The following is a 24188-nucleotide window of genomic DNA, read 5'->3' on the forward strand; positions in this document are numbered from 1 at the left end:
GGAATTTCTCTCAACAATGTTGAGAGTTTTGATGGGCAGGCCCCGGATTGGCATCCGGGCTACGCATCCGCATAAGCAAAACCGCTTTCATTCGTTGGCGTTCCGAACCGCGGTCCCTATCGTGGCGGCTCGTTGTCATCACCGGGCCCACCCCGCCCGACCCGCCATGAAGATCGTCAGCATTTCCGGCAGTCCCTCGCTCCGATCGCGTTCGGGTTGGCTGCTGCAACTGGCCCGGACCCGCCTCGAAGGCTCGGCCGACAGCAGCCACCTGATCGCGGTGCGCGAGCTGCCCGCGGCCCCCTTGCTGCACGCCGACACCCAGAACCCGGCGATCCGCGAGGCCGTGGCCCACGTGCGCGATGCCGACCTGCTGATCGTCGCGACGCCCATCTACAAGGCCGCCTACAGCGGCCTGCTCAAGCTCTTCCTTGACCTGCTGCCCACCGACGCGCTGCGCGGCAAGACCGTGCTGCCGCTGGCCACCGGCGGCAGCCTGGCCCACCTGCTGGCGCTCGACTACGCGCTCAAGCCGGTGCTGTCGGCGCTCGGTGCGCGCGACATCCTCGATGGCGTGTTCGCCACCGATGCGCAACTGCTGCCGCACGAGTCCGGCGGCTACGCCCCCGACGACGCGCTGGTCGAACGCCTCGGCCGCGCACTGCAACCCTTGTCTCCTCGCCCGCTTGCCATGAACGCCGGGTGATTCGACACCCCGGTGCCGTTGCGGGCCGGGGTGTCTCTTTCCAAGGAAGTACCTCCCATGAAGCTGCCCATCGATTCGATCCTGTCGTCGCGTCGCCGCTGGCTGGGCCTGGCGCTCGCCGCCAGCCTCGCCGCCGCCCCCGCCTTTGCGCAGACGAAGACCGAGCTGCGCATCGGCTACCAGAAGTACGGCACGCTGACGCTGCTGAAGGCGCGCGGCGACCTGGAGAAGCGCCTCGCGCCGCAGGGCGTCGAGGTCAAGTGGACCGAGTTCCCGGCCGGGCCGCAACTGCTCGAAGGCCTGAACGTCGGCTCGATCGACTTCGGCACCGTCGGCGAAGCGCCGCCGATCTTCGCGCAGGCCGCCGGCGCCGACCTGGTCTACGTCGCCAACCAGCCGCCCGCGCCCGCCGGCGAGGCCATCGTCGTCGCCAAGGGTTCGTCCCTGCGCTCGGTCGCTGAACTCAAGGGCAAGAAGGTCGCGCTGAACAAGGGCTCCAACGTCCACTACCTGCTGGTCAAGGCGCTCGAGAAGGCCGGCGTCAAGTACGGCGAGATCCAGACCGTCTTCCTCGCACCGGCCGATGCGCGCGCCGCGTTCGAGCGCGGCAGCGTCGATGCGTGGGTGATCTGGGATCCGTTCCTCGCCGCGGCCGAGAAGCAGCTGGGCGCCCGCGTGCTCGCCGACGGCAAGGGCCTGGTCGCCAACCACCAGTTCTACCTGGCCTCGCGGCCTTATGCCGACAAGCAGCCGCAGGTGATCCGCGCCATCGTCGAAGAACTCGCCAGGCTGGACCGCTGGGCCGAAGGCAACAGCCGCGAGGTCGCGACCTTCCTCGCACCGCAGATCGGGCTCGACCTCGGCGTCGCCGAGGTGGCCGCCGGCCGCTTCGCCTACGGCATCGTGCCGATCACGCCCGCCGTCGCCGCGCAGCAGCAGAAGATCGCTGATGCGTTCTTCGAGCTGAAGCTGATCCCGAAGGCGATCCGCATCTCCGATGCGTTGCCGTCGGCCTTGAAGACGGCGGCGAATCCATGAGCACGCGGCGGCAACTGCTGCAGGCCTCGCTCGGTGCGGCGGCGGCCTCGTTCGCCGGCCTGCCGCGCGCAGCGGAGCCGGTGCCGGCCCAGCTGCGCATCGGTTTCCAGAAGGCCGCCGTCAACCTGGTCGTGCTGAAGCAGCAGGCCGCGCTGGAAAAGCGCTTCGCCGGCAGCACCGTCAAGTGGATCGAGTTCCCCGCCGGCCCGCAGCTGCTCGAAGCGTTGGCGGTCGGCAGCCTCGAGTTCGGCCTGACCGGCGACACGCCGCCGGTGTTCGCGCAGGCGGCCGGCAAGGAGCTGCGCTACGTCGGCGCCGAGCCGCCGAAGCCGCTGTCGTCGGCCATCCTCGTCAAGCCCGATGCGCCGCTGAAGGCGCTGGCCGACCTGAAGGGCCGCAAGCTCGCATTGCAGAAGGGCAGCAGCGCCCACTACCTGGCGGTGCGTGCGCTCGACAAGGCCGGCCTCGCCTGGACCGACATCCAGCCGGTCTACCTGGCACCCGCCGATGCGCGCGCCGCCTTCGAGCGCGGCAGCGTCGACGCCTGGGCGATCTGGGACCCGTACTACGCCTCGGTCGAGCTCGACCTGAAGCCGCGCGTGCTCGCCAATGGCCGCGACCTGTCGAGCAACAACTCGTTCTACCTCGCGTCGCGCGCACTGGCCGAGCAGCACCCGCAGGCGGTGCTGACGCTGCTGGCCGAGCTGTCGCGCGCCGATGCCTGGGTGCAGGCGAACCGCAAGGAGGCGGCGCAGCTGATCGCCGACTTCAGCGGCCTGAGCCTCGCGACCACGCACCTGTTCATCTCGCGCCGGCCGGTCTCGCCGACGGCGCCGCTGACGCCGGCGATCGTCGCCGACCAGCAGCGCGTCGCCGACGCATTCGCGCGGCTGAACCTGATCCCGCAACCGGTCCGCGTGGCCGACATCGTCTGGTCACCGTCCTCCAAAGCCCTATGAAGATCCTCTGGTTCATCCCCACCCACGGCGATTCGCGCTACCTCGGCACCAGCAAGGGCGCGCGCGCCGCCACCTTCGACTACTTCAAGCAGGTTGCCATCGCCGCCGACAGCCTGGGCTACGAAGGCGTGCTGCTGCCCACCGGTCGCTCCTGCGAAGACTCGTGGGTGCTGGCGGCCAGCCTGATCGACGCGACGCGCCGCCTCAAGTTCCTGGTCGCGCTGCGACCGGGCCTGGTGCAACCGGTGCAGTCGGCGCGCATGGCGGCCACCTTCGACCGGCTGTCGGGCGGTCGCCTGCTGGTCAACCTGGTGACCGGCGGCGATGCCGAAGAACTGGAAGGCGACGGCCTGTTCCTGCCGCACGCGCAGCGCTACGAGCTGTCGCGCGAGTTCCTGACGATCTGGCGCGACGTGCTCGCGAAGAGCCACGACAACGAAGCCGTCAGCCACGACGGCGAGCACCTGCGCGTCAAGGGCGGCAAGGTGCTGTACCCACCGATCAACAGGCCGTACCCGCCGATCTTCTTCGGCGGCTCGTCGGAGGAAGCCCACGAGCTGGCCGCACAGCAGCTGGACACCTACCTCACCTGGGGCGAGCCGCCGGCGGCCGTGGCGGCCAAGGTGGCCGACATCCGCGCGCGGGCCGCCAGGCACGGCCGCACGCTCGAGTTCGGCATCCGCCTGCACGTGATCGTGCGCGAGACCGAGGACGAGGCCTGGCGTGCCGCGGCCGAGCTGGTGTCGCACCTGGACGAAGAAACCGTCGCGCGTGCGCAGCAGAAGTTCGCGCAGATGGATTCGGTCGGCCAGCGCCGCATGGCCGAGCTGAACAAGGGCAAGTTCAACCCGAAGAACGTGCGCGAGGGGCTGGAGGTTTCGCCCAACCTGTGGGCCGGCGTCGGCCTGGTGCGCGGCGGGGCCGGCACCGCGCTGGTCGGCGACCCGCAGCAGGTGGCCGACCGCATCCAGGAATACGCGGCGCTCGGGCTGGAGTACTTCATCCTCAGCGGCTACCCGCACCTGGAAGAGGCACACCGCTTCGCCGAGCTGGTGTTCCCGCTGCTGCCCATCAACCTGCGCGAACGGCTGGCGGGCCAGGTGCTGACCGGCCCGTTCGGCGAGGTGGTCGCCAACACCTACGTCCCGAAAGTCTCGCAGAGCTGACCATGTCCGACTTCCGCAGCGTCGACCACGTGCAGTTGCCGATTCCGCTGGGCGGTGCCAGGCAGGCGCGCGCCTTCTACGAAGAGGTGCTGGGCCTGCGCGAGGTGCGCAATCCCGAACTCGACCGGCCCGGCCTGCTGCGCTACTCGCTCGGCTGGCAGCGGCTCGACCTGAGCGAGGGCCACTACACCGGCGTCGCGCCGCAGGCCCACCTGGCGCTGCGGGTGAGCGACCTCGACCGCATCGTGTTCCGCCTGCAGCGCGCCGGCATCCGGGTCGACGAGGCGCCGCTGTTCGACGCCAGCCGGGCCTATGTCGAAGACCCGTTCGGCAACCGCCTCGAGCTGATCGAGCCGAACCACCCCGACGCGCAGAGCCCTCGCCATGTCACGACCGTCCAGATCGCCATTTGAATCGCTGGGCCGGCGCATCGCGCCCTGGCTGCTGCCCATCGCGGTGCTGGTCGCCTGGGAGCTGTCGTCGCGCTTCGGCTGGCTGTCCACGCGCGTGCTGCCCGAGCCGCTGGCGGTCGTGAAGGCGTTCTGGAACCTCGCGCTGTCGGGCGAGATGGGGCAGCACGTGGCCACCAGCACTTGGCGCGCGCTGTCGGGCTTCGCCATCGGCGGCGGGCTCGGCCTGGCGCTGGGCCTGCTGACCGGCTCGCTGCGCAGTGCCGAGACGCTGCTCGACTCGACGCTGCAGATGGTGCGCAACATCCCGACGCTGGCGCTGATCCCGCTCGTGATCCTGTGGTTCGGCATCGAGGAATCGGCCAAGCTGTTCCTGGTGTCGCTGGGCGTGTTCTTCCCGGTCTACATCAACACCTTCCACGGCATCCGTTCGGTCGACAAGGGCTTGATCGAGATGGCGCGCAGCTACGGGCTGTCGGGCTGGGCCCTGTACCGCCACGTGATCCTGCCGGGCGCGCTGCCGTCCATCCTGGTCGGCGTGCGCTTCTCGCTCGGGTTCATGTGGGTGATCCTGATCGTCGCCGAGACCATCTCGGCCCAGGCCGGCATCGGCTACATGACGATGAACGCCCGCGAGTTCCTGCAGACCGACGTGGTGCTGGTCGGCATCCTGCTCTATGCGCTGCTCGGCAAGCTGGCCGACGTGCTGGCCAAGGGGCTGGAACGCTGGTGGCTGCGCTGGCACCCGTCGTACCAGCCGGCGGCTTGACCGATGTTCAGAAGGATCTCCGCCATGCTGCCGACCCAGATCGAGTTCCAGGGGCTGGCCTTTGCCGGCGATGCCGCACCGGTCGTGCCCCACGCGACGCCGCGGCGCAGCGCACCGGCCGGCATCGCGCTGCAGCTGGACGGGCTGTCCAAGCTGTTCGGCGAGCGCGAGGTGCTGGCCGACATCGACCTGCGCGTCGAGCCGGGCGAGTTCGTCGCCATCGTCGGGCGCAGCGGCTGCGGCAAGAGCACCTTGCTGCGCCTGGTCGCCGGGCTGGAGCAGGCGAGCCGCGGCGGCCTGAAGCTGGACGGCGAGCCGCTCGCGCAGCACCGGCGCGACCTGCGCTTCATGTTCCAGGACGCGCGGCTGCTGCCGTGGAAGCGCGTGATCGACAACATCGCGCTCGGGCTGGAGACGCCCGATGCGCACGGCCGGGCGCTGCAGGCGCTGGCGCAGGTGGGCCTGGCCGACCGCGCGAACGACTGGCCGGCGGTGCTGTCGGGCGGGCAGCGGCAGCGCGTCGCGCTGGCGCGCGCGCTGGTGCATGCGCCGCGGCTGCTGCTGCTGGACGAGCCGCTGGGCGCGCTGGATGCGCTGACGCGCATCGAGATGCAGTCGCTGATCGAATCGCTGTGGAAGCGGCATGGCTTCACCGCGCTGCTGGTCACGCACGACGTGTCGGAGGCGGTGGCGCTGGCAGACCGGGTGCTGCTGATCGAGGACCACCGGGTGGCGCTGGATGAGCGCATCGCGCTGCCACGGCCGAGGTCGCGGGGGAATGCGGCGTTTGCGGCGCTGGAAGAGCGGGTGTTGCAGCGGGTGTTGCAGACGCCCGGAAGCGAAGCCCCCGAGACATTGCCACCCATCGCCCATTGGCAATTTGCCGTGTAGCCCGGATGCCAATCCGGGGTTCGTCGGCCCATCCCGGATTGCCATCCGGGCTACTGGCACACTGGCGCCCATGCCGCCGTCCGAGCCCCTTCTCGTCGCCTGCCTTTGCGCCGCCTGGTGCGGCACCTGCCGCGACTACGAGCCCTTGTTCGACAGCCTGCGCGCCGAGCACCCGAAGCTGCAGTTCGCCTGGATCGACATCGAGGACAACGACGAGGTGCTCGGCCCGATCGACGTCGAGAACTTCCCGACCCTGCTGATCGCCCGCGGCGACACCGCCCTCTTCTTCGGCACCGTCACGCCGCACCTGCAGACGCTGTCGCGCCTCGTCCAGAGCGCCATCGACGGCAACCTGCCCGGCGTGCGCGAGGCCGGTCTGGAGGGCATGCCGGCCCGGATCCGCGCCCTCGGATCAGAAAGCGCATAAGAAAGGAAGTTTTGATTCGTTCCTCGCGTTAGGGCAGATGCCTAGGATTCACATCCTCCCCGCGGCTTCGTGCCGCCCACCCAGGACGATTTCATGACGACGGCCCGCTTCATCCGCCACTCGCTGCTCTCCTTCGCGCTCGCCGCCACGGCCGGCGTCGTGCTCGCCAAGGACATCACGCTGCTCAACGTGTCCTACGACCCGACGCGCGAGCTCTACCAGGAATACAACACCGCCTTCAGCAAGTACTGGAAGGCCAAGACCGGCGACAACGTCACCATCAAGGCCTCGCATGGCGGCTCGGGCAAGCAGGCGCGCTCGGTGATCGACGGCATCGACGCCGACGTGGTCACGCTGGCCCTCGCCTACGACATCGACGAGATCGCCGAAAAGGCCAAGCTGCTGCCCGCCACCTGGCAGAAGCGCCTGCCGCACAACAGCACGCCCTACAGCTCCACCTACATCTTCCTGGTGCGCAAGGGCAACCCGAAGGGCATCAAGAACTGGGACGACCTGGTCAAGCCGGGCGTCTCGGTGATCACCGCCAACCCGAAGACCTCGGGCGGCGCGCGCTGGGGCTACCTGGCGGCCTACGGCTTCGAGCTGAAGCGCAACGGCGGCAACGACGCCAAGGCGCGCGAGTTCATCGCCAAGGTCTACAAGAACGTGCCGGTGCTCGATTCGGGCGCGCGCGGCGCCACCGTCACCTTCGCCGAGCGCGGCATCGGCGACGTGCTGCTGGCCTGGGAGAACGAGGCCTACCTGTCGCTGAAGGAATTCGGCGCCGACAAGTTCGACGTGGTGTACCCGCCCACCAGCATCCTGGCCGAGCCGCCGGTGTCGGTGGTCGACAAGGTGGTCGACAAGCGCGGCACCCGCGACGTCGCCCAGGCCTACCTCGATTACCTCTACACGCCGGAAGGCCAGGAGATCGCGGCGCGCAACTTCTACCGCCCGATCGACCCGAAGGTCGCCGCCAAGTACGAGAAGCAGTTTCCGAAGCTGAACCTGTTCACCATCGACGAGGTGTTCGGCGGCTGGACCAAGGCGCAGAAGACGCACTTCGCCGATGGCGGCGTGTTCGACCAGATCTACTCGAAGTAAAATCGCAAGTAAGCGCAGGCTTCAATGGTCGGCGGCGGGCGCGGGAGCGCTCCGCCGCTGAGTCGCTTGTGCAAAAAACTCATAACGATTCGCCGAATGAATGGTTCACCGTTGGCGTGTCGGTCCGTAACATCGCCGCTCCGATCTGACCGGGCCGCGTCGTTGACGGCCGAAACACCATGTCCACCCGCTCCTTCTCGCCGTTCTTCTCGCCGGCGCGCCGTGCGCTGCTGCTGTCCACCGCCGGCGCCGCCGCGCTGTTCGCCTTCGCGCCCGCCCACGCGGCCGGCCCGACGCTGCTGAACGTCAGCTACGACGTCGCGCGCGAGTTCTTCAAGGAGATCAACCCGGCGTTCCAGAAGTCCTGGAAGGCCTCGACGGGTGAAGACGTCGCGATCAACCAGTCGCACGGCGGCTCCAGCAAGCAGGCGCGTGCGGTGCTCGACGGCCTGGAGGCCGACGTCGTGACGATGAACCAGTCGAGCGACATCGACGTGCTGGCCACGCGCGGCAAGCTGCTGCCCGAGGACTGGGCCAAGCGCTTGCCGAACAACGCGGCGCCCACCACCTCGGTCACCGTGATCCTGGTGCGCAAGGGCAACCCGAAGGGCATCAAGGACTGGGGCGACCTGGCCAAGCCGGGCACCAGCGTCGTGATCCCGAACCCGAAGATCACCGGCAACGGCCGCTACACCTACGTGGCGGCCTGGGGCTCGGCGATCAAGGCCGGCGGCACGCCGGCGCAGGCGCGCGAGCTGGTGCAGAAGATCTTCGCCAACGTGCCGGTGTTCGACGGCGGCGGCCGCGCCGCGACGACGACCTTCGCGCAGCGCAACATCGGCGACGCGCTCGCGACCTTCGAGTCCGAGGTCAACCTGATCAAGGACGAGTTCGGCGACAACTTCGAGGTGGTCTACCCGAAGTCGACCATCCTGGCCGAGAACCCGGTGGCGGTGGTCGAGAAGGTGGCCGACAAGAAAGGCACGCGCAAGCAGGCCGAGGCCTACCTGAAGTTCCTGTGGACCGACGAGGCGCAGGAGATCGCCGCCAAGCACCAGCTGCGCCCGCGCAGCGCGGCCATCCTGGCCAAGTACGGCCGTGACTTCCCGAAGGTCAACACCTTCACGATCGACGAGGTCTTCGGCGGCTGGACCAAGGCGCAGAAGGAGCATTTCGACGACGGCGCGATCTACGACCAGATCCTCGCCGCCGGCAAGAAGTAAGCACGCCCGCCCTGTCGTGCTGTTCTCCCGCACCCTGCTGAAGCGGCACAGCGTGCTGCCGGGTTTCGACCTGGCGCTCGGCTTCACGCTGCTGTACCTGAGCTTCATCGTCCTCGTGCCGCTGTCGGCCGCGTTCCTGAAGACGGCCACGATGACCTGGCCGGCCTTCTGGGAGGCCGTCACCGCGCCGCGCGTGCTCGCCTCCTACCGCCTGACCTTCGGCGCCTCGCTGGGCGCGGCGCTGCTGAACTCGGTGTTCGGGCTGGTCGTCGCGTGGGTGCTGGTGCGCTACGAGTTCCCGGCCAAGCGGCTGATCGACGCGCTGGTCGACCTGCCGTTCGCGCTGCCCACCGCGGTGGCCGGCATCGCGCTGACGGCGCTGTATGCGCAGAACGGCTGGATCGGCCGCTTCCTGCCGTTCAAGGTGAGCTTCACGCCGCTCGGCGTGCTGGTGGCGCTGACCTTCATCGGCCTGCCCTTCGTCGTGCGCACGCTGCAGCCGGTGCTGGAAGACCTGCACAAGGAGATCGAGGAGGCCGCGGCCACGCTCGGCGCGTCGCGGCTGCAGACCTTCACGAAGGTGATCTTCCCGATCATCTCGCCGGCGCTGCTGACCGGCTTCGCGCTCGCGTTCGCGCGCGCGCTGGGCGAGTACGGCTCGGTGATCTTCATCGCCGGCAACATGCCGCTGATCAGCGAGATCACGCCGCTGTTGATCATCACCAAGCTGGAGCAGTACGACTACACCGGTGCCACCGCGATCGCGGTGGTGATGCTGGTCAGCGCCTTCGCATTGCTGCTGGCGATCAATGCATTGCAGGCGTGGACGAGAGCGAGGCAAGGCCGATGAGCGCCGTCATCGTCGCCCCCCGCTCGCTGAAATCGGCGACCACCGAACCCGCGTGGGTCAAGTGGACGCTGATCGGCACCGCGCTCGCGTTCCTGACGCTGTTCCTGTTCGTGCCGCTGGCGATCGTGTTCGCCGAGGCCTTCAAGAAGGGCATTGGCGTCTACTTCGCGGCCATCACCGATCCCGACGCGCTGTCGGCGATCAAGCTGACGCTGATCGCCGCCGGCATCTCGGTGCCGATGAACCTGGTGTTCGGCGTCGCCGCCGCCTGGTGCATCGCGAAGTTCGAGTTCCGCGGCAAGAACGTGCTGCTGACGCTGATCGACCTGCCGTTTTCCGTGAGCCCGGTGATCTCGGGCCTGATCTACGTGCTGATCTTCGGCCTGCAGGGCTGGTGGGGCGGCTGGCTGCGCGACCACGACCTGAAGATCATCTTCGCGGTGCCGGGCATCGTGCTCGCGACGGTGTTCGTGACCTTCCCGTTCGTCGCGCGCGAGCTGATCCCGCTGATGCAGGCGCAGGGCACCGAGCAGGAAGAGGCGGCGCGCGTGCTGGGCGCGAGCGGCTGGCAGATCTTCCGCCGCGTCACGCTGCCCAACGTCAAGTGGGCGCTGCTGTACGGCGTGATCCTGTGCAACGCGCGCGCGATGGGCGAGTTCGGCGCGGTCAGCGTGGTGTCGGGCCACATCCGCGGGCAGACCAACACGATGCCGCTGCACATCGAGATCCTCTACAACGAGTACCAGTTCGCCGCGGCGTTCGCGGTGGCATCGCTGCTGGCCGGGCTGGCATTGGTGACGCTGGTGTTGAAGTACGCGGTCGAGCGGCGCGTGAGGGCGCAGAAGAAGTTGGCCGGTGAACGGGCCGAATGACGGTTGGAACAAGGCATCAAGATGAGCATCGAAGTCCGCAACCTGAAGAAGAGCTTCGGCAAGACCGTCGTCTGCGACAACCTGAACCTGGACATCCCGGCCGGCGAGCTGGTCGCGCTGCTGGGCCCGTCGGGCTCGGGCAAGACCTCGCTGCTGCGCATCATCGCGGGGCTGGAGGTGCCGGACAGCGGCACCGTGCTGTTCCATGGCGAGGATGCGACGAACACCGACGTGCGCGAGCGCCAGGTCGGCTTCGTGTTCCAGCACTACGCCCTCTTCGGCCACATGACGATCTTCGAGAACGTCGCGTTCGGGCTGCGCGTGCGGCCGAAGGCGACGCGGCCGAGCGAGGCCGAGATCAAGGCCAAGGTGACCGACCTGCTGAAGCTGGTGCAGCTGGACTGGATCGCCGACCGCTACCCGCACCAGCTGTCGGGCGGCCAGCGCCAGCGCATCGCGTTGGCGCGCGCGCTGGCGGTCGAGCCCAAGGTGCTGCTGCTGGACGAGCCGTTCGGCGCGCTCGATGCCAAGGTGCGCAAGGAGCTGCGCCGCTGGCTGCGCCGGCTGCACGACGAGATGCACGTCACCAGCGTGTTCGTCACGCACGACCAGGAAGAGGCGATGGAGGTGGCCGACCGCATCGTCGTGATGAACCAGGGCCGCATCGAGCAGGACGGACCGCCGGACGAGGTGTACGACCACCCGGCGAGCCCGTTCGTGCTGCAGTTCCTCGGCGACGTGAACCTGTTCCACGGGCGCTTCGGGCGGGGTGGTGCCGGGGGTTCCGCCGAAGAGGTGAGCTATGTGCGACCGCACGAGCTGCAGATCCTGGGCACGGCCGAAGAGGGCTCGCTGCCGGTGACGCTGTCGCAGGCGCTGACGGTGGGGCCGAACACGCGGCTGGAGTTCAAGCGCGACGATGACGGCAGCTATGTCGACGTGGAGCTGCCGCGTTCGGAGTACCAGGTGCTGCGCGAGAAGCTGCAGCTGGCGGCAGGCTCGCGGGTGCACCTGCGGCCGCGGCGGGTGCAGCGGTTCGCGAACGACGAGTTGCCGGATCCGGCGGCGATGATTTGAAGGGCGATCCGGGGCAGTGGATCACTCCTCGATGGCTTCACCGTTCAACGACCGCTCCACCGCCGCCCGCGTCAGCGTCGGCGCGAACGCCTCGATGAACGAGTACACATACCCGCGCAGCCAGGTCCCGCGCCGCACCGCCAGCCGCGTCAGGTTCACCTCGAACAGGTCGCGCGCATCGATCGCGCGCAGCTGCCGGTCGCGCTCGGGGTCGTACGCGATCGACGCGACGATGCCCACGCCCATGCCCAGTTCGGCATAGGTCTTGATCACGTCCGCGTCCATCGCGGTCAGCACCACGCTCGGCTTCAGCCCCTCGGCCGCGAAGGCCTCGTCGATGTGCGTGCGCCCGGTGTAGCCGACGTCGTAGGTGATGATCGGGTAGCGCGCCAGCCGCTGCAGCGTGAGCGGCCCCTCGTGCTTCAGCAGGTCGTGCCCGATCGGCACCACCACGCTGTGCGTCCAGCGGTAGCACGGCAGCGCCACCAGCTGGTCGTAGCCGGCCAGCGCTTCGGTCGCGATGCCGATGTCGGCCTCGCCGGACAGCAGCATCTCGGCCACCTGTTTGGGCGTGCCCTGGTGCAGGTTCAGCGTGACCTGCGGGTACAGCTGGCGGAAATCGCGCACCACGGCCGGCAGCGCATAGCGCGCCTGCGAGTGCGTCGCGGCGATCGACAGCCGGCCGCTGGTCTGCGCGCTGAACTCGTCGCCGGCGCGGCGCAGGTTGTCGGCGTCCAGCAGCAGGCGCTCGACGATCGGCAGCACGGCCTCGCCGGGCGGCGTGAGGCCGGTGAGCCGCTTGCCGGCGCGCACGAAGATCTCGATGCCGAGTTCGTCCTCGAGCTCGCGGATCTGGCGGCTGATGCCGGGCTGGGAGGTGTGGAGCACGGCGGCCACCTCGGTGAGGTTGAAACCGCAACGCACGGTCTCGCGGACCGACCGCAACTGCTGGAAATTCATTCGTGTGGGCACGGCCGCGGGGGTGACGCGGTGCGCGCATGAGTAGGTGCGCAATTCTGATGAGTGCGCCCGCCCGCCACAACGAATGTTTGCTTATGAACATATGTGACCCCGGATCGGCATCCGGGGTTGTGCCTCACGACAGCAACTGCTTCCTCGCCCGATGCAGCCGCACGAACAGGTTGTCCTCGCTGATCGACAGGGTCTCGCACACCTGCTGCGTCGGCTGGTCGTGCAGCACGCGCAGCCGCATCACGTCGCGCAGGCCGCCGGGCAGCGCCTCGATGCGCGCCAGCATCCGGTCCAGCTGCTGGCGCTGCTCGGCCACCTCGTCGGGTCGCGGCTGCGGGCATTCGATCGCCGCGGCGCCGACCGCGTCGCCGTCGTCGTCCAGCAGCTGGGCGTCCAGGCTGTCGTGGCCGGTCCGCTGGCGCACCAGGTCGACGATCTTGTGCTTCAGCACCGCCGTCAGCCACGAGCGCAGCGCCGCGCGGCCGCCGAAGCTGGCGCGCCCCGAGATCACTGCCTCGAACACGTCGTGCACCACGTCCTCGGCCAGCATCGGGTCGTGCAGCTTGCGCTGCGCGAAGCGCACCAGGTAGCCGCGGTGCGACACCATCTCCGCCCAGGACACCGCAGCGGCGGTTGCGGCAAGACCGGGCGTGGCGTGGGGGGCGGCAAGTTGCATGGCGGGCTCCGTGGAACAGTCGTTGTCGATGGACAGGACTGTGGCCAGCGCAGCTCGCACCCCCCTCGCGGAACCTCACAGGAAGATCACATTTGCGTCAGCAGGCGGTCCCGGCGACCGTAAGAAGCCGGGCCCGGCGCACGACAATGGACCCATGCCCGCCACCATCCTCGTTGCCGAAGACCAGACCGACATCCGCGACCTGATCGTGCTGAACCTCGGCAACGCGGGCTATGCGGTGACGGCGGTCGCCGACGGCGTCGCGGCACTGGCGAGCCAGAACGAGCAGGCGAGCGACCTGCTGATCCTCGACCTGATGATGCCGGGCCTGGACGGGCTGGAGGTCTGCAAGGCGCTGCGTGCCCGCGGCCGCAGCACGCCGATCCTGATGCTCACCGCCAAGGCCACCGAGCTCGACCGCGTGCTGGGGCTGGAGCTGGGGGCCGACGACTACCTGACCAAGCCGTTCTCGCTGGCCGAGCTGCTGGCGCGCGTGAAGGCGCTGCTGCGCCGCGCCGACCTGCTGCGCGCCGCGCAGGCCGGCGCCCAGGCCCAGGCCAGCACGCTGCGCAACGGTGACCTGGAAATCCTGCCGACCAAGCGCCAGGTGCGCTACCGCGGCGAGGAGCTGGATTTCACCGCGCTCGAGTTCGACCTGCTGCTGCATTTCGCGAGCCACCCGGGCCATGTGTTCTCGCGCGGGCAGCTGCTGAATGCGGTGTGGGGCTACACCCACGACGGCTACGAGCACACGGTGACGACGCACATCAACCGGCTGCGGGCCAAGCTGGAGGCCGATCCGATGAAGCCGCAGCTGATCCTCACGGTCCGCGGCGCCGGCTACAAGATGCGCGAAGCCCCACGATGAAGGATGACAGCCCCTCGTCCGTCGGGTACGCCGGCCCGGCGCTCGTCCCGGTTCGCTGAAGCTGCAGCCATGAGTGTTCGCTTAAAGATCGCCCTGACGATCTTCGCCACCGGCCTGGTCACCGCGCTCGCGGTGATCGCCACCGTGCTGTTCGCCTTCGAGCGCTTCGAGCACGAGACCACCTACCAGCGCTCCAGCGTGTTCCTGAACCGTGTCGTCACCCTGTACGACAACCTGTTCGAGATGCACGAGCGGCACCCGGAGGATTTCGACGCCTTCCTGAAGAACCTGGTGCTGTTCGAACCCGACACCCAGCTCTACCTGCTGGGCATGGACGGCACCGTGCTCGCGAGCACCGGCTCGGCCAAGCTGGCGCCGGGCTTCCGGGTCGCGCTCGATCCGGTGCGCGAGGCCGTCTCGCCGCATGCCTCCTCGTACGTGATGGGCGACGACCCCGAGCGCATGGACGCCGATGCGGTGATCGCGGCGCAGCCGATCCGCCGGCCCACGATCCGCGGCGGCGACAACGTGGCCGGCTACCTGTACCTGGTGGCGCACAAGGCCGAGCTGCCCGAGGGCCGCTGGCAGATGCTGCGCGCCAGCCTCGCGCGCCCGGTGCTGGGGCTGATCGGCGGCATCGTCACGGTGACCACGCTGCTCGCGGCGATGGTGATCGCGTCGGTCACGCGGCCGCTGCGCCGGCTCACCGACGCGGTCGCGATGCTGTCGCACAAGGGCCTGCAGGACGGCGCCGCCGACGCGCAGCCGCTGCTGCCGCCGGCCTCGCGCGACGAGTTCGGCCAGCTCACCAAGGCCTTCGGCGCAATGCTCGCGACGCTGCAACGGCAATGGGATGCGCTGCGCCGGCTCGACCACTTCCGGCGCGAGGCGGTGAGCAACCTGTCGCACGACCTGCGCTCGCCGCTGACCGCCACCGACGCCTGCCTGGAGACGCTGGACGCGCGCTGGGCCGGCGACCCGGCGCGCGCCGACGACCGCCGGCTGGTCGAGGTGGCGCTGCGCAACACCCGCAACGCGTCGCGCCTGGTGAAGGCGATGGGCGACCTGGCGACGCTGGACGAGCCGAGCTTCCAGCTGCGCCCCGAGCAGGTCGACCTGCGCGAGCTTCTGGACGACATCCAGCTGCGCTTCGCCGAACGCGCGAGCCAGTGCGGCGTGCAGCTCGAGGCGCTGGCAGGCGACGAGCCGGTGGCGGTGCGGGTCGACGTCGAGCTGTTCGAGCGCGCGGTGGCCAACCTGGTCGACAACGCGCTGAAGTTCTGCGGCACCGGCTGCCGCATCACGCTGTCGGCGCAGCGCCGCGGCGACACCGCCGAGGTGGCCGTCGGCGACACCGGCCCGGGCATCCCGGCCGCCGACCTGCCGCATCTGTTCGATCGCTTCTACCAGGCACGCACCAATGTGGCGCCCGCCACCGGCGAGGGCGGCAAGGGGCTGGGGCTGGCGATCGTGAAGCGCATCACGGAGCTGCACGGCGGCGAGGTCGGCGTGGAGAGCCCCGCCGGCCGCGGCACGCGTGTGATCCTGCGCATTCCCGCGCTGCGGGACAGCGCTGCCCTGTAACGGTGCAGGAAAACACCTAGTGCGTGCGTGACAGCGTTTGCCTAAAGTCCGCCCACTCGCGGCAGACATCCCCGGATGTCGAGCTGGGCGGGGGACTGAGGAGACAGACACAAGGCAACCGAAGCGCGCGTCCTGCACGTGAACGAGGCTGCAGCACACCAACAGGCTGGCGCTCCCGAGAGCGACCGGACCGATGACAAAATGCGAAGGGCGCCAGGTGATCCTGGCGCCCTTTCTCATTGCGTCATCGCGTCATTGCGTCATCGCGTCATTCCGGCCCCGCATGCTCGATCTCATCACCGTCACCCTCGCCTCGCTGTTCGCCGGATTCATCGATGCCATCGTCGGGGGCGGCGGGCTGATCCTGGTGCCCGCGCTGTTCAGCGTCTATCCGAACGCCGTGCCGGCCACGCTGCTGGGCACCAACAAGGGCGCCGGCGTGTGGGGCACCGGCTGGGCCACCGCGCAGTTCGCCAAGCGCGTGCAGCTGCAGTGGAGTGCGCTGCTGCCGGCCGCGGTGGCCGCGCTGGTCGGCGGGCTGGCCGGCGCCTGGACCGTCACGCTGGTCAGCCCCGACGGGCTGCGCAAGGCGCTGCCGCTGATCCTGATCGCGGTGCTGGCCTACACGCTCGCGCGCAAGGACATGGGGCGCACCCATGCGCCGCGCCACAGCGGCCACGCGCAGGCGGCGCTGGCCAGCGGCATCGGCCTCGTGATTGGCTTCTACGACGGCTTCTTCGGCCCCGGCACCGGCAGCTTCTTCGTGTTCCTGTTCGTGCGCCTGCTGGGCTACGACTTCCTGAACGCGAGCGCCAGCGCGAAGCTGCTGAACACCGCGACCAACATCGCGGCCCTGGCGCTGTTCGCGCTCAAGGGCCACGTCTGGTGGCACGTGGCGCTGGTGATGGCGGTGGCCAACGTGATCGGCAGCCTGCTCGGCACGCGGCTCGCGCTGAAGCACGGCGCCGGCTTCGTGCGCGGCGTGTTCATCGCGGTGGTGTCGGCGCTGATCCTGAAGACCGGCTGGGACGCCTTCCTGCGCTGAGCCGGACGCAGGCCCGGCGAGGGGTCGCCCTCATGCGTGCACGCGGTTCTTGCCGTCGTGCTTGGCGCGGTACAGGCAGGTGTCGGCCTCGGACAGCAGGGCGTGGTGCTCGCCGGCCGGCGCGGCCTGGGCCAGCCCGATGCTGAGCGTGACCTGCAGCTGCGGGTGCAGCGCCTGCCAGTCGTGCGCCGCCACCGCGCTGCGCAACGCCTCGCAGGCACTGGCAGCATGCGCGGCATCGCTGTCGAGGAAGGCGATGCAGAACTCCTCGCCGCCGTAGCGCGCCACCAGGTCGGTGCCGCGGCAGCGCTCGCGCAGCAGCTGGCCGACCTGGCGCAGCACCGCGTCGCCGACCGCGTGGCCGAAGCGGTCGTTGATGCGCTTGAAGTCGTCCAGGTCGCACATCGCCACCGACAGCGGATGGCCGTTGCGCTGTGCGCGCGCCAGTTCCTCGGCCAGCCGTTCGTCGAGCTGGCGCCGGTTGGCCAGGCCGGTCAGCGCATCGGTGCGGCTTTGCGCATCCAGCCGCACCAGCAGCCGCGATTTCTCCTCGTCGGCCGCCAGCAGCGCAGCATGCAGGGCCTGCAGCTGCGCGTGCGCATGGGCCAGCTCGACGCGCTTGAGGCGCTGCACCTCGGCCTCGTGGCGTGCCTCGGCCACTTCCAGCTGCACGCGCAGCGCGGTCAGCTTGCGGTCGGAGTCCTCGTTGAACTGCAGGCGCTCGGCGGCATGGAAATCCTCGTGGTGCGCCAGCGCGAGATCGAAGCGGCCGGCCGCCTTGTGCAGCTCGGCCAGCGTCTGGTGGGCGAGCGCCGTGTAGTTGCGGTTGCCGCTGGCGCGTGCCAGTTCGAGCGCGCGCTCCAGCTCGGCCTGCGCGGCGCCGGCGTCGCCGCGCGCCAGCAGCACGCGCCCGAGCGTGACGTGGGCGTTGATCTCGCCGCCGACGTAGCCGCCCGGGCCCAGGTCGGCGAGCGCGGCGCGCAGCACCTGGCAGGCCTCGTCCAGCCGGCCCTGCCGCCACAGCGTCTCGCCCAGGTTCGAGCGCAGCACCGCGCGCATGCCGTCGTCGCCCAGCGTGCCGGCCATCGCCAGCGCGCGCTGGAAATGCGCCGCCGATTCGTCGTGGCGACCGAGGTTCTTGCAGTTGATCGCCATGTTGTTGAGCACCCGCACGCAGCGGCGCGTGTCGCCGACGGACTCGAAGTGCGCCAGCACCTGCTCGTAGTGGGCCAGGCCGCCGGCCACGTCGCCGCAGCGCGAGCAGGCGACGCCCACCGACAGCAGCACGTCGGCGATCAGCAGCGGGTCGCCGTGCCGGTGCGCGGCATCCAGCGCCTGCAGGGCCCAGGCCAGCGCGTCGTCCAGCGCGCCGAGCAGCTCGCTGCCCTGCGACAGCCCGCGCAGCATCTGGGCGCGCAGCCGCAGGTCGCCGGGCGGGGCGACGTCGAGCGCCTGCCGCAGGTCGGCCGAGCCTTCGGCGTGGCGGCCGCAATGGTGCTGCGCCAGCCCGCGGGCCTGCAGCGCGCGGGCGGCGCGGGCCGGGTCGGGCGGGACGCCCAGGCTGGCGAGGGCGCGCCCGGCCGTGGCCAGCGCCTGCGCCGGCGCCGTCATGTACAGGCGGCTGCAGTCGTCCAGCAGGTGGTCGAAGGCATCGTCGGACGGGGACGAGAACGATGGCAGGGCCGGCATCGCGTGGCAGGTCGCGTCGTGGGGGCTTGCGCACTGTCGCACAGTCGGCGCGGCCGGCGTGCGAAATGCGCCCACGTCCCGGTGCCGCCGTCAACAAAGGCGGAATTCCCGGCCTGTTCATCGGATCGGCGCCGGGCTGCCTGCGTAGCATCGAGCGTGAAGAACTGCTATTCGACCGGAAATCCCCATGCCTGCCATCGACCCCAAGCTGCGTTCGCTGAACATCGACGTGCCCGCCCAGCCCGAGGCGCTGGTGCAGCTGTCCCTGTTGCTGGCCGAGGACGACGTCAACCTGCAGGCGCTGAGCCGCCTGATCGAGACCGACATGGCGCTCGCCTCGGCGGTGCTGAAGGCGGTCAACTCGTCGCTCTACGGCCTGAAGGGGCGCGTGCAGAGCGTGCAGCAGGCGGTCACCTACCTGGGCACGCGCGAGGTCGCGGCGGTCACGTTCGAGATGGGGTTGCGGGCGGTGTTCCCGCCCGCGCCGGAGCTGGAGCCGCTGTGGCAGCGCGCCAGCGTGCGCGGGCTGCTGATGGGCCGCATCGGCCAGGTGCTGAGCGTCGACCCGTGGGGCGCGCACTCGGCCGGCCTGTTCGAGGAATGCGGCAAGGCGGTGCTGTTCAAGCATTCGCAGGCGGTCTACCAGCCGATGCTCGCGTCGGCGGCCGACGACACCGAGCTGATCTACCTGGAGCACCAGGCCTTCGGCGTCAGCCATGACCTGCTGGGCGCCGCGCTGTGCGAAAGCTGGGGGCTGGCGCAGGCCGCGGTGGCCAGCGTGCGCCACCACGTCACGGTGAACGCGACGCGCGAGCTGCCGCCGCAGGTGCCGCGGCGCTCGATCTGCGCGCTGTCGGCACTGGCCAACGTGCTGATGACCGACCCGGATTCGCTGGAAGAGGTGGCGCGCGCGGTGGCGCCGCAGGCCTTGCTGGACGAGACGCTGGTGCTGCGCGGCGCGCGCAAGGTGAAGCAGCAGATCGAGGACGCCGAGGCCCGCTGACGCCGCGGCTCAGACGCGCCGCGTCGTCTCTCGAACGATCAACTCGAGCGGCGGCACATGCACCTCTTCGGCTGCGTGCCCGAGCATGCCCAGCAGGGCATGCGCCGCAAACAGACCCATCTCGTAGATCGGCTGCCGCACCGTCGTGATCGGCGGCGTCAGGTAGGCCGCCGCCGGCAGGTCGTCGACGCCGACCAGCGACACGTCGTCCGGCACCCGGATGCCGCGGCGGTACAGCACCACCCGCGCGCCGAACGCTGACTGGTCGTTGGCACAGAACACCGCGGTGAACGGCCGCCCGCTGTCGAGCAGCCGCGTCATCGCGAGCAGGCCGCCCGGCTCGGTGAAGTCGCCTTGCACCACCAGCTCGGGGTCGGGCGCGAGGCCCGCCTCTTCGTGCGCCTTCAGGTAGCCCTGGTAGCGGTCCTTGGCATCGTCGTGGTCGCGCACGCCGGCGATGTGCGCGATGCGCCGGTGGCCCAGCGAGATCAGGTGGCGCGTGGCCAGGTAGCCGCCGCGCACCTGGTCGAGCTTGATCGCGACGATGTTGTGGCTGTCCAGGTGGCGCCCGGTCACGACGATCGGCTGGTGGCGCGAGAACTCGACGATCTGCGCATCGTCCATGTGGCCGGTCAGGATCACCACGCCGTCGATGCGCCGCGTCATCAGCAGGCGCACGCGCTCGGCTTCCTCGCGCGCATCCCAGTGGCCGCTGACGATGATCGGCGCGTAGCCGCTGCCCAGCAGCCCGGTCTCGATGCCCTTCATCGCCCGCGTGTAGAACGGGCTCTCGATGTCCTGCGCCAGGATGCCGATGGTCATCGTGGTGCCGGTCTTCAGGCTGCGCGCGAACAGGTTGGGCTTGAAGTCGAGCTTGCTGATCGCGCTCTCGACCGCCTGCCGCTTGTCCGAGGTCACGCGGGCGGTGCCGTTCAGGATGCGCGAGACCGTGCTCGGCGACACGCCGGCTTCACGTGCCACGTCGAGCAGGGTGACGACGGCCGGGGTGGCCATGCGCTGGCGGACAGTTGGACGGGTCACGATGTGCTGTAGCGAAAAGACGATCCGCGATTCTGCATGGCTGGCGGAGTCTGGCAACGATTTCATAGCATTGCCGTTCCCAGATGGGGGTATGCATGAAATCGATGGCTGGAGGCCAGCATTCCGGCGGCCGTCCTGCCGGCGGATGCCTGTCGGCCGCACGGCTTCAGCCCGCACCAATGCTCGGTTTCACCGACCGGGCAGCGGGTTTTCCCGGCCTCGGGAATCCCCTGAGGGCCGGCCATCTTGACGACCGGAGGCCGTGCATCTCTAATCTGATCTACTCTGAAATCGTTTTCAGCGTAAATCGTGCTGCAACGTGGAATCGACCCGATCAGGGTCCCCCCGGAGAGGACTTTCCCTCACTGCTGAATCGCAAGGGTTTTGAGCGATTGACACCTTGGCGGCGCTCGACTGAAATCGTTACCAAATATGAAATCGATTTCAAGAGACCCGACCTGATCGAAGTTCGACCCGCGTTCGACGCGAACCTGTACAAAAGCTGGCGGAGCGAAGGCAGCCCGCCCGCGTCCACCAAGACCAAAAGGAGACTGACGTGACGAGACTGATGAAACCTCTGCTGCTGTGCGCGGCGCTGGCGCTGGCCGGAGCGGCCGGTGCCCAGACCACGACGACGCTGACCGTGGCGTCCTTCCCCAGCTTCGACTTGGCCGTGAAGGCCGCGATCCCGCTGTACAAGAAGCTGCACCCGGAGGTCGAGATCAAGCTGACCAGCCTGGCCTTCGGCGACCACCACACCGCGATGACGACGGCGCTGGCCACCGGCTCGAACCTGCCGGACGTGATGGCGGTGGAGGTCGGCTTCATCGGCAAGTTCGTCGAGTCCGGCGGCATGGAAGACCTGGGCAAGGCGCCGTACAACGGCCTGCAGTACCAGTCGAAGATCGCCCGCTTCACCGTGCCGCAGGCCATGAGCGGCAGCGGCGTGCTGGCGGCGATACCGGCCGACATCGGCCCGGGCGCCCTCTTCTACCGCAAGGACCTGCTCGACAAGGCCGGCGTCAGCGAGGCCGACCTGACGAAGAGCTGGGAGTCGTACATCGAGTCCGGCAAGAAGGTGAAGGCCGCCACCGGCGCCTACCTGCTGGCCAACGCGGTCGACATCAAGGACATCTACATCCGCTCCGGGCTGAAGGACGGCGAGGGCATCTTCTTCGACAAGAAGGGCACGCCGCTGATCAACACGCCGCGCTTCCAGAAGGGCTTCGAGCTGGCCAAGGCGGCACGCACCGCCGGCATCGACGGCAAGATCACCGCCTGGTCCAACGAATGGAGCGAGGGCTTCAAGCGCGACAAGGTGGCCTCGCAGATGATGGGGGCCTGGCTGGCCGGCCACCTGTCGAACTGGCTGGCGCCGGAATCGAAGGGCAAGTGGCGCTCGGCGCAGCTGCCCAACGGCGCGTTCGCGTCCTGGGGCGGCTCGTTCTACGCGATCCCGAAGAAGGCGGCCAACAAGGCGGCCGCCTGGGAGTTCATCAAGTTCATGACGCTGAACAAGGACATGCAGCTCGAGGCCTTCCGCAGCCTGGATGCTTTCCCGTCGCTGATCGAGGCGCAGAGCGATCCGTTCCTGGACCAGCCGATCGAGTACCTGGGCGGCCAGAAGGCGCGCCAGCTCTGGAAGGTGTCGGCCGACAAGATCCGCGCGATCGCGGTCGACAAGTACGACCCGGTGGCCAATGACGTCGTGAATGCCGAGCTGGACAAGGTGCTCGAGCAGAACAAGGACATCAAGACCGCGCTGGCCGACGCACAGGAACAGGTGAAGAAGCGCGTGCGCCGCTGACCGGCACCGATTGAACGTTCGCTGACCGAGCGTCGGCCCCCGGACCGCGTGGCACGCGCGGGCCGGGTGGGCCGGCGCAGCGCCGAGCGCCTTGCATCCATCGCCCGATCCCCCCGACACCATGCAAGCCATGCCCAAACCCCCGGTCTCCACGGCCAGCGCGGCCGCGCAGGCGCAGGCCGGCGGCGCTCGCAAGCGCCGCCGCAGCTTCCGCGACGTCGCGCCGTACGTGTTCATCAGCCCGTTCTTCATCCTGTTCGTGGCGTTCGGGCTGTTCCCGCTGCTGTTCTCGATCTACATGTCCTTCCACCGCTGGGAGCCGGCCGCGGGGCTGGAGGCGATGCAGTGGGTGGGGCTGGAGAACTACATCTACGTCGTCACCAACGACGACGGCTTCCGCAAGTCGCTCTACAACACGGCCTGGATGGCCATCGTGTCCGGCGTGCCGCAGCACCTGGTGGCCCTGCCGCTCGCGTTCTTCCTGCACACCGCGTTCGGCCGCTGGCGCAACGCCGTGGTCGGCGCCTATTTCCTGCCCTTCATCACCTCCACGGTGGCGATCTCGCTGGTGTTCACCTCGCTGTTCTCGCGCGACTACGGCGTGATCAACGCGGCGCTCACCGGGCTGTCGCACGTGCCGGTGCTGGGCTGGCTGTTCCCGTCGCAGAACATCGACTGGGCGCAGCCGGCGTACATCAAGTGGATGGTGTCGTCGGTCGTCTGGTGGCGCTACGTCGGCTTCAACATGGTGCTGTACCTGTCGGCGATCCAGACCATCCCCAAGGACTTGTTCGAGGCCGCGACCATGGATGGCGCGAAGGCCTGGCAGCAGTTCAGGTACGTGGCGCTGCCGATGCTGCGGCCGATGATCTTCTTCGCGGTGACGATGACCATCATCGGCAACCTGCAGCTGTTCGAGGAGCCCTTCATCCTGACCTCGGGCGGCAGCCCGACCGGCGGCAACGGCGGCCTCGACCAGGCCGGCAAGACGGCGGCCATGCACATGTACACGACGGCCTTCGTCGACAACGACTTCGGCACCGCCTCGAGCGTCGCCTGGCTGCTGTTCATGGTGATCGCGCTCGTCACCTGGGCCAACAACCGCCTGCTCGGCGAGAAGAAGGCCTGACGCCATGAGCTCCACCACCATCCGATTCGCCAACCCGGCCACCGCCGTGGCGGCCTACGCCATCGTGCTGGGCGGCGCGCTGCTGATGATCGCGCCGTTCTATTTCATGTTCGTGTTCGCGACGCACACCGACCGCGAGATCCTGTCGGTGCCGCCGCCGCTGTGGTTCGGCGACGACTTCATCGCCAACGTGAAGCTGCTGCTGCTGCGCCTGCCCTACTTCTGGAAGAACCTCAGCTGGAGCCTGTACACGGCGCTCGCGATCACGGCCCTGAACCTGCTGTTCTGCTCGCTGGCCGGCTTCGCGTTCGCGATGTACGACTTCCGGCACAAGGAACGGCTCTTCGCCTTCGTGATGGCCACGCTGCTGCTGCCCAGCTTCGTCGCGATGATCCCGACCGCGCTGACGATGAGCTGGCTCGGGTGGATGAACCAGCCGAAAGCGCTGATCGTTCCGGCCGCCTGCGGCGCGCTGGGCATCTTCATGATGCGGCAGTACATCGGATCGGCCATCCCGCGCGACCTGGTCGACGCCGCGCGCATCGACGGCTGCGGCGAGTTCGGCATCTACCTGCGCATCATCGTGCCGCTGATCGGGCCGGCGCTCGGCACGCTGGGCCTGGTCACCTTCATCGGGGCGTGGAACAACTTCCTCGGCCCGCTGATCGTGATGAACGACATGGAGATGTTCACCGTGCCGCTCGCGCTGCGCTCGCTGCAGGGCACCGGCCAGACGCCGTGGGGCGCCATCTGCGCCGGCTCGTCGATCGCGGTGCTGCCCTTGCTCGTGATGTTCGTGCTGGCCTCGCGCCGGCTGATCGAAGGGCTCACCGCCGGTGCGGTGAAAGCCTGACCTCCCTGCCCCCCGTTCTCCCCGTCCAA

Annotated in this window: 25 protein-coding genes; 21 read left to right on the plus strand and 4 right to left on the minus strand. The window is 69.1% G+C overall.

The features are described 5' to 3' along the window. Nucleotides 1-166 precede the first annotated feature (166 nt). The 13 genes from ssuE to AC1DYN_RS06780 all read left to right on the plus strand — a co-directional run bounded on the left by ssuE (nucleotide 167) and on the right by AC1DYN_RS06780 (nucleotide 11492). Nucleotides 167-706, plus strand: coding sequence for an NADPH-dependent FMN reductase (ssuE, locus tag AC1DYN_RS06720; RefSeq protein WP_477958347.1), 540 nt, complete (start codon nucleotides 167-169; stop codon nucleotides 704-706). A gap of 57 nt (nucleotides 707-763) precedes the next feature. Beyond that, nucleotides 764-1744: a sulfonate ABC transporter substrate-binding protein gene (locus AC1DYN_RS06725; protein ID WP_477958348.1), complete on the plus strand. Its 981-nt coding sequence runs from the start codon at nucleotides 764-766 to the stop codon at nucleotides 1742-1744. Beyond that, complete coding sequence (locus AC1DYN_RS06730; protein ID WP_477958349.1) at nucleotides 1741-2703, plus strand: sulfonate ABC transporter substrate-binding protein; 963 nt, start codon at nucleotides 1741-1743, stop codon at nucleotides 2701-2703. Before AC1DYN_RS06725 ends, AC1DYN_RS06730 begins: the two co-directional genes overlap by 4 nt. Further along, nucleotides 2700-3869 carry an FMNH2-dependent alkanesulfonate monooxygenase gene (gene ssuD / locus AC1DYN_RS06735; RefSeq protein ID WP_477958350.1) on the plus strand — a complete coding sequence of 390 codons (1170 nt, stop codon included), beginning with the start codon at nucleotides 2700-2702 and terminating at the stop codon, nucleotides 3867-3869. Before AC1DYN_RS06730 ends, ssuD begins: the two co-directional genes overlap by 4 nt. A 2-nt stretch (nucleotides 3870-3871) precedes the next feature. Further along, on the plus strand, nucleotides 3872-4282 hold the full coding sequence (locus AC1DYN_RS06740) for a VOC family protein (protein WP_477958351.1): 411 nt from the start codon (nucleotides 3872-3874) through the stop codon (nucleotides 4280-4282). Next, nucleotides 4254-5048, plus strand: a complete 795-nt coding sequence (gene ssuC / locus AC1DYN_RS06745; protein WP_477958352.1) for an aliphatic sulfonate ABC transporter permease SsuC — start codon at nucleotides 4254-4256, stop codon at nucleotides 5046-5048. Before AC1DYN_RS06740 ends, ssuC begins: the two co-directional genes overlap by 29 nt. Before the next feature lie 24 nt (nucleotides 5049-5072). After that, on the plus strand, nucleotides 5073-5939 hold the full coding sequence (locus AC1DYN_RS06750; protein ID WP_477958353.1) for an ATP-binding cassette domain-containing protein: 867 nt from the start codon (nucleotides 5073-5075) through the stop codon (nucleotides 5937-5939). Nucleotides 5940-6009: 70 nt separating this feature from the next. Continuing rightward, entirely contained in the window at nucleotides 6010-6366 is a 357-nt protein-coding gene (locus AC1DYN_RS06755) for a thioredoxin family protein (RefSeq protein WP_477958354.1), read from the plus strand. 93 nt (nucleotides 6367-6459) lie between these two features. After that, nucleotides 6460-7470: a sulfate ABC transporter substrate-binding protein gene (locus AC1DYN_RS06760; RefSeq protein ID WP_477958355.1), complete on the plus strand. Its 1011-nt coding sequence runs from the start codon at nucleotides 6460-6462 to the stop codon at nucleotides 7468-7470. 179 nt (nucleotides 7471-7649) lie between these two features. After that, nucleotides 7650-8693 (plus strand): sulfate ABC transporter substrate-binding protein, encoded by a 1044-nt coding sequence (locus AC1DYN_RS06765; RefSeq protein ID WP_477958356.1) that lies wholly within the window; start codon nucleotides 7650-7652, stop codon nucleotides 8691-8693. 16 nt (nucleotides 8694-8709) lie between these two features. Further along, the gene (gene cysT / locus AC1DYN_RS06770; RefSeq protein ID WP_477958357.1) at nucleotides 8710-9543 is read left to right on the plus strand and encodes a sulfate ABC transporter permease subunit CysT; all 834 of its coding nucleotides are present in this window, start codon (nucleotides 8710-8712) and stop codon (nucleotides 9541-9543) included. Continuing rightward, entirely contained in the window at nucleotides 9540-10415 is an 876-nt protein-coding gene (cysW, locus tag AC1DYN_RS06775; protein ID WP_477958358.1) for a sulfate ABC transporter permease subunit CysW, read from the plus strand. The genes cysT and cysW overlap by 4 nt, the downstream gene beginning before the upstream one ends. A 21-nt stretch (nucleotides 10416-10436) precedes the next feature. Beyond that, nucleotides 10437-11492, plus strand: a complete 1056-nt coding sequence (locus AC1DYN_RS06780) for a sulfate/molybdate ABC transporter ATP-binding protein (RefSeq protein ID WP_477958359.1) — start codon at nucleotides 10437-10439, stop codon at nucleotides 11490-11492. A 21-nt stretch (nucleotides 11493-11513) separates the two neighbouring features. On the opposite strand, the gene AC1DYN_RS06785 is transcribed toward AC1DYN_RS06780, so the two are convergent. Then, nucleotides 11514-12452: a CysB family HTH-type transcriptional regulator gene (locus tag AC1DYN_RS06785; protein ID WP_477958407.1), complete on the minus strand. Its 939-nt coding sequence runs from the start codon at nucleotides 12450-12452 to the stop codon at nucleotides 11514-11516. A gap of 136 nt (nucleotides 12453-12588) precedes the next feature. Continuing rightward, nucleotides 12589-13140: a sigma-70 family RNA polymerase sigma factor gene (locus AC1DYN_RS06790; RefSeq protein WP_477958360.1), complete on the minus strand. Its 552-nt coding sequence runs from the start codon at nucleotides 13138-13140 to the stop codon at nucleotides 12589-12591. Between the two features lie 154 nt (nucleotides 13141-13294). On the opposite strand from AC1DYN_RS06790, the gene AC1DYN_RS06795 reads away from it, so the two are divergent. The 3 genes from AC1DYN_RS06795 (at nucleotide 13295) to AC1DYN_RS06805 (ending at nucleotide 16637) form a co-directional block, all read left to right on the plus strand. Then, on the plus strand, nucleotides 13295-14008 hold the full coding sequence (locus AC1DYN_RS06795; RefSeq protein ID WP_477958361.1) for a response regulator: 714 nt from the start codon (nucleotides 13295-13297) through the stop codon (nucleotides 14006-14008). 69 nt (nucleotides 14009-14077) lie between these two features. Beyond that, nucleotides 14078-15592 (plus strand): sensor histidine kinase, encoded by a 1515-nt coding sequence (locus tag AC1DYN_RS06800; protein ID WP_477958362.1) that lies wholly within the window; start codon nucleotides 14078-14080, stop codon nucleotides 15590-15592. 283 nt (nucleotides 15593-15875) lie between these two features. Further along, the gene (locus tag AC1DYN_RS06805; RefSeq protein ID WP_477958363.1) at nucleotides 15876-16637 is read left to right on the plus strand and encodes a TSUP family transporter; all 762 of its coding nucleotides are present in this window, start codon (nucleotides 15876-15878) and stop codon (nucleotides 16635-16637) included. Between the two features lie 30 nt (nucleotides 16638-16667). Here AC1DYN_RS06805 and AC1DYN_RS06810 read toward each other — a convergent pair whose 3' ends face one another. Beyond that, nucleotides 16668-18326: a GGDEF domain-containing protein gene (locus AC1DYN_RS06810; protein ID WP_477958364.1), complete on the minus strand. Its 1659-nt coding sequence runs from the start codon at nucleotides 18324-18326 to the stop codon at nucleotides 16668-16670. Nucleotides 18327-18513: 187 nt separating this feature from the next. On the opposite strand from AC1DYN_RS06810, the gene AC1DYN_RS06815 reads away from it, so the two are divergent. Further along, a complete protein-coding gene (locus tag AC1DYN_RS06815; protein ID WP_477958365.1) occupies nucleotides 18514-19329 on the plus strand; it encodes an HDOD domain-containing protein in 816 nt (271 codons plus the stop codon). Between the two features lie 9 nt (nucleotides 19330-19338). On the opposite strand, the gene AC1DYN_RS06820 is transcribed toward AC1DYN_RS06815, so the two are convergent. Further along, nucleotides 19339-20343 (minus strand): LacI family DNA-binding transcriptional regulator, encoded by a 1005-nt coding sequence (locus AC1DYN_RS06820; RefSeq protein WP_477958366.1) that lies wholly within the window; start codon nucleotides 20341-20343, stop codon nucleotides 19339-19341. Between the two features lie 122 nt (nucleotides 20344-20465). Between AC1DYN_RS06820 and AC1DYN_RS06825 the strand changes: the two genes are divergently transcribed. The 4 genes from AC1DYN_RS06825 to AC1DYN_RS06840 all read left to right on the plus strand — a co-directional run bounded on the left by AC1DYN_RS06825 (nucleotide 20466) and on the right by AC1DYN_RS06840 (nucleotide 24159). Beyond that, complete coding sequence (locus AC1DYN_RS06825) at nucleotides 20466-20930, plus strand: hypothetical protein (RefSeq protein WP_477958367.1); 465 nt, start codon at nucleotides 20466-20468, stop codon at nucleotides 20928-20930. After that, nucleotides 20927-22177, plus strand: coding sequence for an ABC transporter substrate-binding protein (locus AC1DYN_RS06830; RefSeq protein WP_477958368.1), 1251 nt, complete (start codon nucleotides 20927-20929; stop codon nucleotides 22175-22177). The genes AC1DYN_RS06825 and AC1DYN_RS06830 overlap by 4 nt, the downstream gene beginning before the upstream one ends. Nucleotides 22178-22307: 130 nt before the next feature. Beyond that, the gene (locus AC1DYN_RS06835; RefSeq protein WP_477958369.1) at nucleotides 22308-23306 is read left to right on the plus strand and encodes a carbohydrate ABC transporter permease; all 999 of its coding nucleotides are present in this window, start codon (nucleotides 22308-22310) and stop codon (nucleotides 23304-23306) included. A gap of 4 nt (nucleotides 23307-23310) precedes the next feature. Then, entirely contained in the window at nucleotides 23311-24159 is an 849-nt protein-coding gene (locus tag AC1DYN_RS06840) for a carbohydrate ABC transporter permease (protein ID WP_477958370.1), read from the plus strand. Nucleotides 24160-24188: the final 29 nt, after the last annotated feature.

The sequence above is a fragment of the Rhizobacter sp. P2_D12 genome, from assembly GCF_056404395.1.